This window comes from Janthinobacterium sp. PSRC1-1 (assembly GCF_049897525.1).
Classification (GTDB): Bacteria; Pseudomonadota; Gammaproteobacteria; order Burkholderiales; family Burkholderiaceae_D; genus Janthinobacterium; species Janthinobacterium tructae.
Genome location: NZ_JAFCWK010000001.1, coordinates 669154 through 683072, shown reverse-complemented (window position 1 = coordinate 683072; position 13919 = coordinate 669154). Strand labels below are relative to the sequence as shown.

12 protein-coding genes are annotated in these 13919 nt (G+C 65.4%); all 12 read right to left on the bottom strand.

Annotated elements, in window-relative coordinates:
- Positions 1 to 67 precede the first annotated feature (67 nt).
- The 12 genes from ACP7DW_RS03090 to ACP7DW_RS03035 all read right to left on the bottom strand — a co-directional run bounded on the left by ACP7DW_RS03090 (position 68) and on the right by ACP7DW_RS03035 (position 13887).
- A complete protein-coding gene (locus ACP7DW_RS03090) occupies positions 68 to 1177 on the bottom strand; it encodes a fatty acid desaturase family protein (RefSeq protein ID WP_426053460.1) in 1110 nt (369 codons plus the stop codon).
- Entirely contained in the window at positions 1174 to 2289 is a 1116-nt protein-coding gene (locus tag ACP7DW_RS03085) for a sterol desaturase family protein (RefSeq protein ID WP_426053461.1), read from the bottom strand. The genes ACP7DW_RS03090 and ACP7DW_RS03085 overlap by 4 nt, the downstream gene beginning before the upstream one ends.
- On the bottom strand, positions 2286 to 2924 hold the full coding sequence (locus ACP7DW_RS03080; RefSeq protein ID WP_426053462.1) for a phosphatase PAP2 family protein: 639 nt from the start codon (positions 2922 to 2924) through the stop codon (positions 2286 to 2288). The genes ACP7DW_RS03085 and ACP7DW_RS03080 overlap by 4 nt, the downstream gene beginning before the upstream one ends.
- The gene (locus tag ACP7DW_RS03075) at positions 2921 to 4228 is read right to left on the bottom strand and encodes a F390 synthetase-related protein (protein ID WP_426053463.1); all 1308 of its coding nucleotides are present in this window, start codon (positions 4226 to 4228) and stop codon (positions 2921 to 2923) included. The genes ACP7DW_RS03080 and ACP7DW_RS03075 overlap by 4 nt, the downstream gene beginning before the upstream one ends.
- Positions 4225 to 5055, bottom strand: coding sequence for an MBL fold metallo-hydrolase (locus tag ACP7DW_RS03070; protein WP_426053464.1), 831 nt, complete (start codon positions 5053 to 5055; stop codon positions 4225 to 4227). Before ACP7DW_RS03070 ends, ACP7DW_RS03075 begins: the two co-directional genes overlap by 4 nt.
- Positions 5048 to 6085 (bottom strand): NAD-dependent epimerase/dehydratase family protein, encoded by a 1038-nt coding sequence (locus tag ACP7DW_RS03065; RefSeq protein WP_426053465.1) that lies wholly within the window; start codon positions 6083 to 6085, stop codon positions 5048 to 5050. The genes ACP7DW_RS03070 and ACP7DW_RS03065 overlap by 8 nt, the downstream gene beginning before the upstream one ends.
- Before the next feature lie 10 nt (positions 6086 to 6095).
- Positions 6096 to 7076, bottom strand: coding sequence for a 3-oxoacyl-[acyl-carrier-protein] synthase III C-terminal domain-containing protein (locus tag ACP7DW_RS03060; protein WP_298412969.1), 981 nt, complete (start codon positions 7074 to 7076; stop codon positions 6096 to 6098).
- Between the two features lie 51 nt (positions 7077 to 7127).
- The gene (locus ACP7DW_RS03055; RefSeq protein WP_426053466.1) at positions 7128 to 8036 is read right to left on the bottom strand and encodes an ion transporter; all 909 of its coding nucleotides are present in this window, start codon (positions 8034 to 8036) and stop codon (positions 7128 to 7130) included.
- 81 nt (positions 8037 to 8117) lie between these two features.
- A complete protein-coding gene (locus tag ACP7DW_RS03050) occupies positions 8118 to 9869 on the bottom strand; it encodes a cation:proton antiporter (protein WP_298412962.1) in 1752 nt (583 codons plus the stop codon).
- Positions 9870 to 9980: 111 nt separating this feature from the next.
- Complete coding sequence (locus tag ACP7DW_RS03045; RefSeq protein WP_426053467.1) at positions 9981 to 11213, bottom strand: metal-dependent hydrolase; 1233 nt, start codon at positions 11211 to 11213, stop codon at positions 9981 to 9983.
- A gap of 53 nt (positions 11214 to 11266) precedes the next feature.
- On the bottom strand, positions 11267 to 12928 hold the full coding sequence (locus ACP7DW_RS03040; protein ID WP_426053468.1) for a GDYXXLXY domain-containing protein: 1662 nt from the start codon (positions 12926 to 12928) through the stop codon (positions 11267 to 11269).
- Positions 12925 to 13887, bottom strand: a complete 963-nt coding sequence (locus ACP7DW_RS03035) for a DUF2157 domain-containing protein (RefSeq protein ID WP_426053469.1) — start codon at positions 13885 to 13887, stop codon at positions 12925 to 12927. Before ACP7DW_RS03035 ends, ACP7DW_RS03040 begins: the two co-directional genes overlap by 4 nt.
- Between the last annotated feature and the right edge of the window lie 32 nt (positions 13888 to 13919).

Here is a 13919-nt window from a genome sequence, read left to right as displayed (position 1 = left end):
CTCTTATTTCTGTCGTTACAGAAATGTAAGACGAAACAGAAATCGAGTCAAGCGCGATTCGTCACGACTATGCGGGCGGCTGGCCCATGGCGCGCAGGAAGGCTTGCTGCGAAGCGTGCAGCTGGCCATAACCGAGTTCGCGGTAAACAAGGCCGTGGCGTGGCGCCAGTTCGGCGATGATGCGCGCCAGCGCCGGGTAGTGGCGGTGGCTCCAGGTGGGGAACAGATGATGCGTCAGGTGCAGATTCAGCCCGCCGAGCCAGTAACCGAGCCAGCGCAAACGGCGCGGTCGCGGCGTCCAGTCGCAGGCCGTGTAAAAGGTGTGCTGGTACCAGTCGTGCGGCAGGGTGCCGTCCGCGCCCGGCTGGAAAAACGCCACCTCGGCCCAGTGCGTGCCGAGGATCAGCGCCACCAGCGCGCACGAGGCGAGCATCTGGCCCACGAAATACGCGCCCAGCACCACGCCCCAGCCGATACCCTGCTGCTGCAGTACCCACATGGGCAGCGCCAGCACCAGCGCCACGTGACCCAGCTTCCAGCCCAGGAACGACAGCCAGCCGCGCCAGCCCTGCAGGCGGCTGTGCGCGGCCACGGGCGTCTTGCCAAAGCGATCGAGCCAGTCGCCATACCAGTTCAGATACGGCAGCGACAGGGCCGCCACCACGGGCCAGTACAGGTATTGATAGCGGTACTGGGGCGACCAGCGTTGGTACGGCGTCTGGCGCAGGAAGGGATTCGGTTCCGTGTCGAGGTCATAGCCTTCCACGTTCGCATACGTGTGATGGAAGTGCACGTGGCGGATGGTCCAGAAATCCGTGTCCACGCCGACGGGCAAGCCCACCAGGCGAATCAGGATGCGGTTCAGGCGTCCCTGGCGGAAGACGGCGCTGTGGGCCGCGTCGTGCAGGGTATTCATGGCCAGCGTCATGGCCGCGACCAGGCAGGCGACATAGCTGGCGACAAACGGCCAGGTGCTGTCGGCGTTCAAGGCCAGCGCATACAGCCCCGCCGTCAGCGCGGCCAGGAACACGGTTTTTAAGTGCAGGCTCCTGTCGCCGAAGCGGTGTTTTCCTTCGCTGGCGAGATAGGCGTCGGCGCGCGCGCGCAATTCGCGGCGGAAGGCGGAATCGCGCGCGGGCTGGAAGCGCAGCGGCGGCAAGGAAGGCACAGGCGTCACGCGCGCGTCCCCGCCACGGCCAGCCACCACAGGCGGCGCGCGCCGTCGAGGCCATGCACCAGCAGCGCGGCCAAAAACACCATGCCCCATGCATCGCGCGCGCCATACCAGCCCAGATACAGGACCGGCATGGCCAGCGCGATGGCCACCCAGGCGATGGCGCCCCAGCGGCGCGCATCGGACAGGCCGCCCAGCGCCAGCGTACCGCCAAAGATCAGCGCGAACAGGATGGCCTGCTGCGCGCCGGCCAGTGCCGCTTCGTGATTGACGTAATAAATCACCAGGCCAAACAGAATCACGCCGCCGATGCCGATGAACAGCTCGGGCACCTCGAAGGTGCCGCGCGACTGCCAGTGCGGAAAGCGCGCGCGCAGCCATGTAAATAATTTGCCGTTGCTGGCCAACAGAGGGTTGTGCGTGGGTGTCATGCCCTTCACGCCATAGCGCATTTCCACGCCCTCGAGTTCGGGCTGGAAGCTGCCGAACAGCCTGTCCCACAGCAGCAGGGTGCCGCCGAAATTGCGGTTGATGTAGCGCTTGTCGGTGCCGTGGTGCACGCGGTGGTGCGAGGGGGTCACCATGAAACGATCGAGGATGCCGGACTTGTTCACCAGCGCATTGTGGTTGTAGAACTGCACCGTGTAATGCAGCGACGAGACGACGAGGAAGATTTCCAGCGGCACGCCCAGCACGGCCAGGATGGCGATGAAGGGAAAATTCGTCAGCGACGAATACCAGGAGTTGCGCACGCCCAGCGACAGGTTGAAATGCTCGCCCTGGTGGTGCACCACGTGCACGGCCCACAGCAAAGGAATTTTGTGGTGCAGCCGGTGCATCCAGTAAAAGCACAGGTCCCAGGCAAAAAAAGCGAAGACCCATTGCGCCACCACGGGCCACTGGTCGACGATATGCAGGTTCACATGGCGCAGCAGCAAGGCAAACGCGGCCACTTCCACGCCACGGAACACCCACATCAGGATATGGCCGGAATTGAGATTGAAAATGACGTCTTTCCACGGCACGGGCGTCTTGCGCACCCATTTCAGGATCAGCAGTTCGGCCAGCACGAAGGCCAGCATGATCAAAAACGACAGGGCAAAGGGATTCATCATGATGCGGTTTCAGTGGAAATGGCACGGCGGGTAAGCCAGAATACCTGCATTTTCGCCAACATGCCGCCCGCCACGCCCACGGCCAGGCCGGCGGCCAGGTCGATGCTGACATGCCGGCGCAGCGCGATGATGGCGTAGCAGATGGCCACGCCCAGCACCAGGGCCAGCGCGGAGCGCAGCAGGTGGCGTTTGTCGCACAAGGCCCACACGCATAACAATGTCAGGGCGCCATGCAGCGACGGCAGGCAGTTTTGCGCGGAGTCCGCCGCCTGCAGCATGCGCAGCGCCTGCGTGCTCCAGGCATTCCCGTCACCCACGGGCGGATACGCGAGGGTGGTCGGGTACAGCAGGAAGACCACGCCGCACGCCAGCGCGGAGAGCGCCATGGCGCGCGCCAGCCAGCGCACGCGCGCCGCATCGGCCGCCAGGTAGGCGTAGGGGATCAGGAGGAAGAAGGACAGGTACAGCCAGATGGCGGCGTCCGTGTAGGGAATGGTGCGATCCAGCGCCGTTTCCGGCAGCAGCACGCCCTGCCCTTGCAGCACATCGCTGGAAAAATACACGAGGCCGACGCTGCCCCAGCCAGCCAGCAGATGCAGCAGGCGGCAGCGTACGGTCATGGAAGAAGGGTTCATGCTGTTGCAAGGCGCCGGATGCGGCGCCGTTTCATGGTGGGGTCAAAGGGAGGCAGTTCGCCGCTCACCGTCCAGGCCAGGCCATCGACGGCCACGCCCAGGCCGCGCAGCACCGCTGCCAGATGCGCGCGCAGGGCCGCCAGGCCGGCGTCGTCCAGCGCCGCATGCAGCTGCAAGGCCGCTTCGCCCTGCTGCACCAGGCGGTAGTCTGCGTCCGGAGGCAAGGCTTGCGCGAAGGCGCGCGTCAGCACGTCGGCAAATACGGCGACGGGGGCGCCGCCGCGCGCCGATGGCAGCAGCAACATGTCGTCGCAGCGCCCTTCGATGCCGTCGATGGCGCGCGTGGCGCGGCCGCACGGGCATGGCGTGGCGCGCGCGAGCAAAATATCGTCCAGGCGGTAGCGCACGATGGGCTGCGTGATGCGCGTGAAGTCCGTAATCACGGGCACGAAGCGACGTTGCTGTTCGCCTGCCTCAGCATCGAGCCACTGCGGCTCGATGTGCACGTATTCCTCGTTCAGGTGCAGCACGCCGTGCTCGCAGCTGCTGGCAAGGAAACCCTCGGTGGCCTGGTAGATTTCATGCACGGCGCCAAACGCCTGCACGATCAGCGCGCGGTCCTGCGCTTCGAGCACTTCGGCCACCGAGATGACTTTTTCCGGCGCCAGCGCCAGGCTGCCATCGATGACGCGCAAGGCCAGCTGGCGCAGCACCTGGGCCGGCGCGACGATGACGGACGGTTGATAGCGCGCCAGCTGCGCGCACAGGCTGTCGAACGGTTCGAACAGGTCGTAGAAGGCAAACGTGAGCCACGGCGAGCGCACGGCCGTGTACAGATTGCTGTTCGCGCGCAGGAACAGCGCGACTCGTTCGCCGGAAAACAGGCCGTCGGGCAGCGCCTTGGCCAGCATCACACCCGCCCATTGGGCCTTTTCGCGGGGGCTGACGGTAAACACGGCGCGCCGCGACGAGGTGCCGGACGACAGGCCCACCGTGATGTCGCCCACGGCGGGCGTGAAGTCGCGGCTATGCTCGGCCGCCATGGCCGCGTCCATCGCCTGCGCCAAAGTCACCCCCTCGGTGTTCATGGCATCGAAGTGTTCGAGCATCAGCGCCTTGTTCATGGTGGGCCACTGCGCCAGGGGCAGATCGCGGTACGGCGCGAAATAGCGGCTGCGCGCGCACAGCACATCGATGAAACGCGCCAGCTGCTTGCGCTGGTAGGCGTCCAGCTGCGCGCGGCTTGTGAAACGCAGGCGGCGCGTGCGCCAGTACGACAGCAATAACCAGAAAATACGCTTCACGGGCGGCCCGCCACAGGCAAATAGTCGGGCGTATCTTCATGCGTGATGCGGATCTGCGCATTGCCCGACTGGTGCAACTGGTGCAAGCGGTTCAGGGTGGCGTAATACGGCGCGCGCTTGTGCTGGATGAGGAAGGACAATTCGGACGGCCCGCGCAGCTGCTGAAAACTTTCCGGCACCCAGGCCGCGTCCGACGCCAGCAGGGTCCAGCCACCGTCCTGCAGCACGAAGGCGCCCAGATGGCCGATGGCGTGGCCGGGCAAGTCGACGATGTAAATCTCGCCCGTGCCGCTGACGTCGCGCCCGTGCGTGAATGGCAGCAGGGCCGCCGGCAAGGCCGTCTCGGGCACGCTGTCGACAAAAGCCAGGCGATCAGAAATATCGTTTGGCAGCAGCTCGGGCACGAAGGCCTGGCGCACGGCGGCCACGCCGGACAGGCCGCGCACGGCGTCCCAGCCGGTTTGCGAGGCCATCAGCCGCGCGCCGGGAAAGTCGCGCAGGCCGGCGATATGGTCGGCGTGGAAGTGCGACAGCAGCAAGGTGTGGATGTCGCCGGGCGATACGCCCTGCGCGCGCAACTGGCCCCGCAGCGACTCATTGTCGTCAAACGAAATCGGCGTCACCCACGCATACAGGCGGTACACGCCTTTCGATGTGGCGGCGCGGAAGTGCTCGGCGTAACCGGTGTCCCACAGGTACAGGCCCGCGCGCGTCTCGATCAGGTAGGCGCGCGAGGGGAAGCAGCGGCTGGCCAGCCCGCTGCCTTTCAAGACCATGCACGAGGGATGCGTGCAGTGGCCGACGCGAAATGCGGTGATGCTAGCCATTGCGCTCCTTGCCCACCTTGTGCGCCGCCGCTTCCTGGCGCATCCACTGCGCCGTGCGGGCGATGCCTTCCTGCAGGCTGACGATGGGACGGTAGCCGAGTACTTTGCGCGCCTTGGCGTTATCGAGCGTCATGTCGAAACTGAGCGCACCGATGCTGTAGGGCGTGAGCGATGGCTCGCGCCCCGTAAAACGCGAAGCGAACTGCATCAGGCGCGCCGCCAGCGCCAGCACGCGATAGGGCACGCTGACGATCTGGAACGGCTGCTGCAGGTGCTCGCAAAACAGCGTGCGCAAGATGTCACACAGGCGCGCCGGTTCGCCATTCGTGATGTTGAAGGCAGCGCCCGAAGCGATGGTCTTGTGCACGGTGGCCAGCCACATCGCGTGCACGACGTTGTCGACATAGGTGACGTCGATGCTGACCGCGCCGCCATTGGGCAGCGGCAGCTTGCCGCCGCGCTCCTGCAGCACGCGCGCCAGGCGCGGGATCAGCACCTGGTCGTACGGGCCGAAGATGGCGCGCGGGCGCAGGATCACGCACGTCATGCCGCGATGGCGGTCGACCGACTCCTGCACCAGCTTTTCCGCCATCGCCTTGGAGCGCGCATAGGCGTTGACGAACGCATCGGGGCGGAAGGTTTCCGGCACCTCGTAGCGGTTGCGGTAATCGAAATATATGGCCGGCGTGGAGATGTGCACGAAGCGCGCCACGTGCAAGCTGGCGGCCGCGCGCAGCAGCTGGCCCGTGGCCGTGACGTTGGCGGCGATGAAATCGCGCTCGGCGCCCCATGGCGAGGACAGCGCGGCGCAGTGCCAGACGGTGTCCATGCCGCGCACCAGCTCATCGACCTGGCGCGGCGAGGCTTGCGCCAGATCGAGCGGCACGAATTGCGCGCCCATGCGCTCGAGTTCACGGCCCACGGCGGCGTTGCGGCCCGTGGCGCGCACTTCCACACCCTGCGCCAGCAGGGTGCGCACGGCATTGCGCCCCAAGCCGCCCGTCGCTCCCGTGACCAGTATCCGCCTCATCGCACCGCCTTCACAGATCAAGAATCATGCCGCCGATGGTCAGGCCCGCAGCCGTGCCCATCATCAGCAAACGCTGGCCCGCCACGGCCCGCCCCGTCATCACCGCCTCGTGCAGGGCGGTGGGCAAGGACGCGGCCACCTGGTTGCCGTGCGTTTCAAAGATCTTGATGATTTTAGCATCGGGAACGTCGAGGATGCGCGCCGCATGCGCGAGACCCAGCGGGCTGGCCTGGTGCGGCACGACCACATCGATTTTCTCCAGGCCGGCGCCCGATTCCTGCATGAGTTCCGCGAGGAAATCTGGCATCACCTTGACGGCCAGGCGGAATACGGCCTTGCCATCCATGCGGAACAGATAGTCGCCCGCCTCGCAGCCGTTGCGCGGATTGCGCTCGGTGCCGCCGCCGCGAATTTCGCAGTAGCGCCGCCCTTCCGGATACGTCCCCATCTTGTAGGCGCGGATGCCGGCGCTGCCGTCACCGCGCTCGACGATGACGGCGGCGGCGCCGTCGCCAAAGATCATCGACGCTTCCGGCTCGCTCCAGTCGACGCCGCGCGAGGCGAGGTCGGACGAGACGATGGCGATGCGCCGGTAGGCGCCACCGGCCAGCATCGAGGCGGCCACGCGGAAAGCGGCCATGAAACTGAGGCAACTGGCGTTGACATCGAAGCTTTGCGTACCTGGCGGCAAGCCCGCATGTTCGGCCACGAAGCAGGCCGTGTTCGGCAAGGCTTGCTCGGGCACGCCGCAGGCGCAGATCAGCAGATCGATGTCGGACGGACGCAGGCTGGCGTTCTTCAGCGCGTCGAGCAGGGCGGCGGCGCCCAGCTGGCTTTGCGATTCATCGGGCGCGGCGACAAAGCGCGACAGCACGCCGCTCTTGCGCAGGGTGTAACCGGCCGGATGGCCCAATTTCAGGTCCAGGCTGGCGGAGGTGACGCTGTGCGAGGGCACGGCTTTGCCCGTCGCGATCAGGCGAACTGGAATCATGTTTGCCTTTATGTAAGTTAAATGCGAAAAAATACGGTGAATGGAGGGCGCTCAATCGAGTACCAGCGGCGGCAGCTTGACGCCGCAACTCTTGCAGAAACTGGCATCGTCATCGAGCCCTTCTTTCAGGCACGTGGGACAGGTACGCGTGGTGACCAGCTTGGAACTGCGCTGTACCGTCATCTCGGCGCTGATAATGCCGGTAGGCACTGCCAGGATGCCCCAGCCGAGCAGCATCATCAGCGAAGCGATGGTGCGCCCGATGTCGGTCTTCGGCGTGATATCGCCAAAACCCACCGTGGTCATGGTGCTGATGGCCCAGTATATCGACGTGGGAATACTGCTGAAACCGTTATCCGGTCCTTCCACGACATACATCACAGTACCCAACAGAAAGACCACCATCATGACAAAAGACAAGAAAATGAGGATCTTGCGCCGGCTGGCCAGCAGGGCCCGCCCCAGCACCGTGTATTCATGCACATAGGACGTGAGCTTGAGGATACGGAACATGCGCAGCAGGCGCAAAATACGCACGTCGATCAGCACATGCGCGCCCGGCAACAGCAAGCCGATGTAGGTCGGCACGATAGCCAGCAAGTCGATGATGCCAAAAAAACTCTTGGCGTAGCGCACCGGATGCTGCAGGCACGACAGGCGGGCACAATATTCGATGGTAAATAAAATGGTGAAAAACCATTCCAGCGCCGTCAGCCAGGTGCCATAGCGCTCGGCCACGGAGGCGACGCTGCTGAGCACGACCACCGTCACGCTGATCAGGATGGCGGCGATCAGCAGCAGATCGAAAGCGCGGCCCGTGCGCGTTTCCGCCTCGAAAATGACGGTGTACACCTGCTCGCGCCAGCCCCGCTCGGGCTTGCCAAATTTTTGCTGCGTTTCCTGCGCCGCCAATTGCTGCGGCGTCAAGGGTGCCGCTGCGCTCTTCGTCGCGGCTTTCATGTGGGTAGTGTGCTCATATACTATTATTGTATAGATAATTGACAAAGCACGGCGACACGCACGATTGCAATAAGGTTTGCGCTACACCAACTTCTTGGCCAGCAACACGGCATTACGCCGGTCGCGTTCGGCCTGCACGATGTCCGCCGTGCGCGCTTCCGACAGGCCCACCGTGTGCAGCACGGTGGCCGTCAGCTGCAGCGCCGACTCCAGCGCCTCGGGCACGACCAGGGTGGCGCCCGCCTGTATCAGGGCCACCGCATGCGCCTCGTCGCGGGCGCGCGCATACACGGGCAGCTGCGGATACTCGCGGCGGATCGATTTCACGGCATGCAACACGGAGGCCGCATGATCCATGGTCAGCACCACGGCGGCAGCCCGATCGGCATTGACCTTTTGCAACAATTCCGCGCGCGACGCATCGCCGAAATACACGGGGAAACCGCGTGGATGCAGGGTCGTCACCAGGCGCGCATCATTTTCAATCGCCACATAGGCGATATCCTGTTCCGTCAGCACCTTGGCCAGCAACTGCCCCACCCGGCCGAAACCGGCGATGATGACGGTGCTGCCCTGCGGCGGCGGCGCGCCGTGCGCCAGGTCGGCCAGCTGATGGTGGTGGCGCCGTTCCCACCAGTTGCCGAACGCGCGCGCCGCCTTGGCCAGCGCCGGCGTGGCAAACAGGCTCAGGCCCACCACCAGCATGACGAACTGCGCCACCTGCGGGCCGATCAATTTCGTGCCCAGCGCATACGCGACGACGATGAAGGCGAACTCGCCGCCCTGCCCCAGCAGCACGCCCGTTTCCACGGCGCGCCCCCAGTGAAAGCCGCCGATGCGGAAAATCACGCTGATGACCAGGGTTTTCACGGCAAACAGACTCAGCACGGCCAAGGGAATCAGAATCGGCGACTTGAGGATTTCGCGCACGTCGATCTGCATGCCCACGGACATGAAGAACAAGCCCATCAGCAAGCCCTTGAAGGGCTCGATCGTCACTTCCACTTCATGCCGAAATTCCGTCTCCGCCAGCAGCAGGCCGGCCAGCAGGGCGCCCAGCGCCATCGACAGGCCCGCCAGATACGTCAGGCCCGCGATGCCCAGGGTGCTGAGCAGGGTCAGGGCCATGAACACGTCCGGCTGGCGTTTCTTGACGAAAAACTGGAACAGGGGGCGAATCACGCGGCGGCCCAGCAGATAGATCAGCAGGATGGCGCCCGCCGATTTCACGGCCGCAAAGCTGAGCAGATACGCCAGGTCGTCGCTGCGTCCGCTGGCGAACACGTCGATCAGGATGAAGAGCGGCACCACCATCAGATCCTGGAACATCAAAATGGAAAAGCCCGCCTGTCCGCTTGGGGTCTGCAGCGAGCGCTGGTCGGTCAGCAGCTGCATCACAACGGCCGTGGACGACAGCGACAGCACCAGGCCCAGCACGATGGACGCTTCCAGCGACAGGCCGAAGTAATACGCCACGCCGCCGATCAGGCAGGCGCTGACGGCCACCTGCCCCACGCCCGCGCCGAATACCCAGCGCCGCAGCGCCCACAGCCGTTCCGTCGACAGTTCCAGGCCGATCATGAACATCAAAAACATCACGCCCAGCTCGGCCAGGCCGCTGACTTGCTCGGCACGCACAAACGAAAAATACGTCAGCCACGTGAAATCGCCGGCCCACAAGCCGAAGCCGAACGGGCCGAACAGGGCACCGACGGCCAGGAAGCCGAGCACCTGGTTGACTTTCAGGCGTTGCAATAGCGGAATAAAAATCCCGGCCAGGGCGAGAAACAGCAGGGTTTCCCGCAGATACGGTAAGGCGTGTTGCTCTTCCAAAATAGTCCTAACTAAATATCATTCTTGCTGAATTGGTAGTGTCGCATGCTAGGCCACGGCGAAGCAGACCCACACGCGATATTTTTTTCCTAAAAGCAACACATCCGTTCTCTATTTCGGCGGCGCCAGCATGTCGGCACGGGGGCGGTCCCAGCCCGGCACATAGGCGGGACACGGGCGGCTGCGGAACTGTTGCAGTTCGACCGTGGTGAAATTGGGAAGCATGTCGGGATTGAAACGCACGTCCGTCAGCTTGTCCGCATGCAAGCGGGGCATACGGGCAAAGCGGAACCACGCGTCGGCATAGCAATTGTCTTCCTGCAAGGTGCGCAAGGCGGCCAGGCTGCCCGCCGCCTGCGCGGAGACGGCGATGCCGGGCGCCAGTTGCCGCCCTTGCTTGCTGGTTTCGACCAGCCCGGCCGGGCAGGCGGCGGGCGCCAGCGACTCGGGCAGCAGGCTCAACGTGCCGCGCCGCAGCGTGTACACGTCGGTCTTGCTGTCGAGCGAAACGTAAATCCAGCACAGCGGGTTGCTGGGAAACGCCGTCATCGCCACGTCCCACACGCGCGTGCCGGGGTCCAGGCGCTGTACGGCCGCCTCGATGCGCGTACGGCCGATGGCCGACGCCACGCCCTGCGTGCCGATGAAGGTGGCGGCCAGCGCGAAGGCCAGCAGCAGCGCTCCCCGTCCCCGCTCGCCGGCCCGGCCTTGCAGCACGGCCAGCACCACGCCCAGCCCCAGCAAGACAGCCAGCGAGGCAGGCGCCAGGTAGGATTGATAGGTGAAGAAACACAGGGCCGCCGCCAGGGCGGCCAGCAGCACGCTTTTGACGATGCCGTAGCGCAAGGACATGATCACAGGCACGCCCAGCAGCACCCAGAACATGGGTTCGACAATGAAGACCATGTCGCCATACAGCCAGCGGCTGTCGAACGGATAAAACGGGTGCAAGCCATAGGAATTGAGGAAATCCATGCCCATGTGCAAGCAGAATCCCAGCAGCAGACAGGCCGCCAGGCCGATACGGGCAGGTACGCTGTCCTTCAGCAGGCGGCGCGCGCCGGGCCAGAGCAGCCACAGCAGTGCCAGCAACAGCAGCGCCTGCGGCAAGGCCAGCAGCAAGGTGTGCGTATGGCCACGGTGGTGCAGCATATAGCCGAACGGGCGCGGCAGCAGCTTGGTCAGCACCAGGTCCAGGTCGGGCGCGTTGCTGGCAAACCAGGCCGTAAACAGAAACAGCGCACGCCGGGTGCGCTGGGCGGGGGGGTGCGGCTCGGGCGGCAGGCTGCGGTGTAGCAGTTCACCGACCCCGAGGCCGATGACCGAATGCGTAATATTATCCATCGGGCAATTTTACAGGATGCCCGCCCCGGCGCGCTTTTGCGTTGCTACTTGCGCTACAGCTTTTCCAGCTGCGGGCCGCGCATGCCCACCAGCAAGGCGCGGCCATCGGGCAGCACGCGGAACTCGCCATAGCGGGCCTTTTCCCAGCGCGCCGCTTCGCCTTCCTTGAAGAACCAGGCATCGCTGACCAGCACCCAGTTACCATCCTTCGGCGTCAGTTCGAGCAGGAATTCGCCGGGCGCCAGCGCCTCTTTGGTGTACGGACGCAGCAGTTCTGCCACGCCGCGCGCATCGCGCCTGGCCACCACGAGGGGCCGGCCTGGCGCCCTGTCCACGCTGGCCAGGGTGCTCAGCACGCCGAGGTTGACGAAATTGAGGCGCATGTAATCGCCCTGCATCAGCGAACGGGGATCGACGGGTTCCAGCGCCACGAAGATGGCTTGCCCCTTGGCGATCAGCTGCTCTTTCTGCCAGATGCCGCCATTGGCGACCAGCAGCACCAGCAGCAAGCCCCCCAGCACGCCCAGGCGCACGGCGCGATGTTCGGCCGCCACGCCCGATGGTTTGCTTTCCACCAGATGCAGCACCGCGCCGCGCGTAGCCAGCCACGACAGGGCGCACAGCACGGCGCCGGCCACGGCCAGCAGCGCCGCCTTGCTGGCCAGCGGCCAGGCCAGCTGGTAATAAAAGCTGCCGATGATCCACGCCGCCGCCAGCGCGGCCGCCACGGCTACGCGCGTGCGCCCGCTCGTCACGCAATACGCGAGGATCAGCAGCACGGGACCGAGCGCTGGCATGAACCACGCCAGCACGACCAGCACCAGCGCCACGCCGATGGCGGGCAACTGGCGCAAGGCCGGCCAGCGCCATCCCGTCCAGACGGCCGCCGCCGTAGCCAGCACGAGCGACACCCCATTTAACGCCTGCGCATACCAGGCGACGGTCTGGTGCCGGGTCACTTCGCGCGCCACGTCGCCGGCAACACCACCGCCCAGCGCACCACCCAGCATGAAGGTCATGCCGGACCAGAAGACCAGTCCCAGCAAGATGGCCAGGACCCACCCCGTCGACAGCGATTCCAGGAAGGCGGCGACGGGCGCGCCGCGCCCATCGTTGAAGGCCTGCTTCTGCAGCCAGTGCGCGCCCAGCCAGAGTGCCAGGGCCAACATCCAGGCCAGATACAGTTGCGTTGGGTCGTTCTCGAAAATCCAGTCGCGCGTGCTATCGATGATGCCCAGTCCCAGCAAACCGCAGGCGACCAGTCCCAGCAGCACGCGCAGCCAGTCGCGCGGCAAGGCGGCGGCCACCATCAGGCAGGCCAGGCACAGCAGCAGCGATGCCGTCTGCGTGGAACAATCGCGGTACAGGGCATAACCGAGCAAGCTGCCGCCCACCAGCAGGCAGGGCACGGCCAGCTGCTCGACAAACAGCGGCACGCCGCGCATGCGGATCAGCAGCACAGACACCAGCAGCACGATGGCGGCCACGATATACGCGCCGGGACCGTGGCGCACGATACTTTCCAGGCCCGCGCCCAGCGCCAGGACCAGGGGGATGGCGGCCAGCCAGGCGCCGAAGGCCGTCATCAGCACCAACGGCCACGGCCGGACATCCTGCACGGGACGGCTGGTACCCGACGGCAACAAACCGGCGCGCGTGGCGTCGTCGATCAGGGTGGCGAGCGCATCGGCTCGCTGACTGTTGATATTGCTCATGCCGCCTCCTGGCGCGTGCGCCACAAAATGCCTTGCACGGTGAGCGCCAGCAGCACGGCAGCGACCAATCCCAGCATGATCAGCTTGCCCACATCACTGCCGCCGCCACCGTTGAACAGCAGGTACATCAATCCTCCCACCAGCAGGGTATTGAGGCCCAGCGCGACGGCGCTCAGGCCGAACACGTCAAAGAACTGACTCGTGGCCAGCAACGTACCGGCAACGGCCAGCAAGCCCAGCCCGGCCCAGTACGGCGACCCGACCTCGCTGCCGAACAGGGCGCTGACGGCCGTGCCCGTGATGAGGATGGTGGCAAGTACCAGGCCCAGGCGCAAGGCCCAGCTGCCCGCACCCGTCCAGCGCGCCAGCAGGGGCGAGACGAACGCACAGGCCAGCAGCACGGCCAGCCAGCCGCTGACGAAAATGGACAAGTCGGCCGAGTCGATGCGCCAGCTGTGGTGCGCATGCGCCTGCATCCACAAGGCGGCGGCCGTCGAAAAAATCAGCATCCACGGCGTCCACAGCACGTCGCTGCGCGCCACCAGGCACAGGGGCAAGGCCAGCGCGGCCCACAGGGCGAACAGCTGCCACGGATCGGCGCCCGTCTGGTACGTCTGGCCGAAATACGCGAACAGGCCGCCGATGGCCAGCAAGGCCAGCAGCAACAAAGGGACTCTCGCCTTGGGCACGGCGAAGGCGCCCACGCAGGCGGCGGCCAACACGCCTTGCAGCAGGGCAAAGCGGCCCATGCGGCCCAGCTCTTCCCAGTTGGCGGCGACCCAGCAGATCAAGCCCATGCCCAGCAGCGCGGCGCCCAGCACGGCCACGCCGCGCGGCAGCCAGTAGGCCAGGCGCGCCGGTTCGCGCTGGAAGCCGGCCACTTCCTGCAACTGCCGGGTTTGTTGGGCATCGAGCGCATGGGCCGAGGCGAGTTGATACACGGCGAGGCGTAAATCCATCGTCTGCTTTCTTGGTCAGGAAATAGGGGGAG

Coding starts and splice junctions, on each gene's coding strand:
- ACP7DW_RS03060 (WP_298412969.1), bottom strand. CDS start 7,076: ATGATTCCAGTTCGCCTGATCGCGACGGGCAAAGCCGTGCCCTCGCAC.
- ACP7DW_RS03085 (WP_426053461.1), bottom strand. CDS start 2,289: ATGATGAATCCCTTTGCCCTGTCGTTTTTGATCATGCTGGCCTTCGTG.
- ACP7DW_RS03080 (WP_426053462.1), bottom strand. CDS start 2,924: ATGAACCCTTCTTCCATGACCGTACGCTGCCGCCTGCTGCATCTGCTG.
- ACP7DW_RS03035 (WP_426053469.1), bottom strand. CDS start 13,887: ATGGATTTACGCCTCGCCGTGTATCAACTCGCCTCGGCCCATGCGCTC.
- ACP7DW_RS03070 (WP_426053464.1), bottom strand. CDS start 5,055: ATGGCTAGCATCACCGCATTTCGCGTCGGCCACTGCACGCATCCCTCG.
- ACP7DW_RS03045 (WP_426053467.1), bottom strand. CDS start 11,213: ATGGATAATATTACGCATTCGGTCATCGGCCTCGGGGTCGGTGAACTG.
- ACP7DW_RS03065 (WP_426053465.1), bottom strand. CDS start 6,085: ATGAGGCGGATACTGGTCACGGGAGCGACGGGCGGCTTGGGGCGCAAT.
- ACP7DW_RS03040 (WP_426053468.1), bottom strand. CDS start 12,928: ATGAGCAATATCAACAGTCAGCGAGCCGATGCGCTCGCCACCCTGATC.
- ACP7DW_RS03055 (WP_426053466.1), bottom strand. CDS start 8,036: ATGAAAGCCGCGACGAAGAGCGCAGCGGCACCCTTGACGCCGCAGCAA.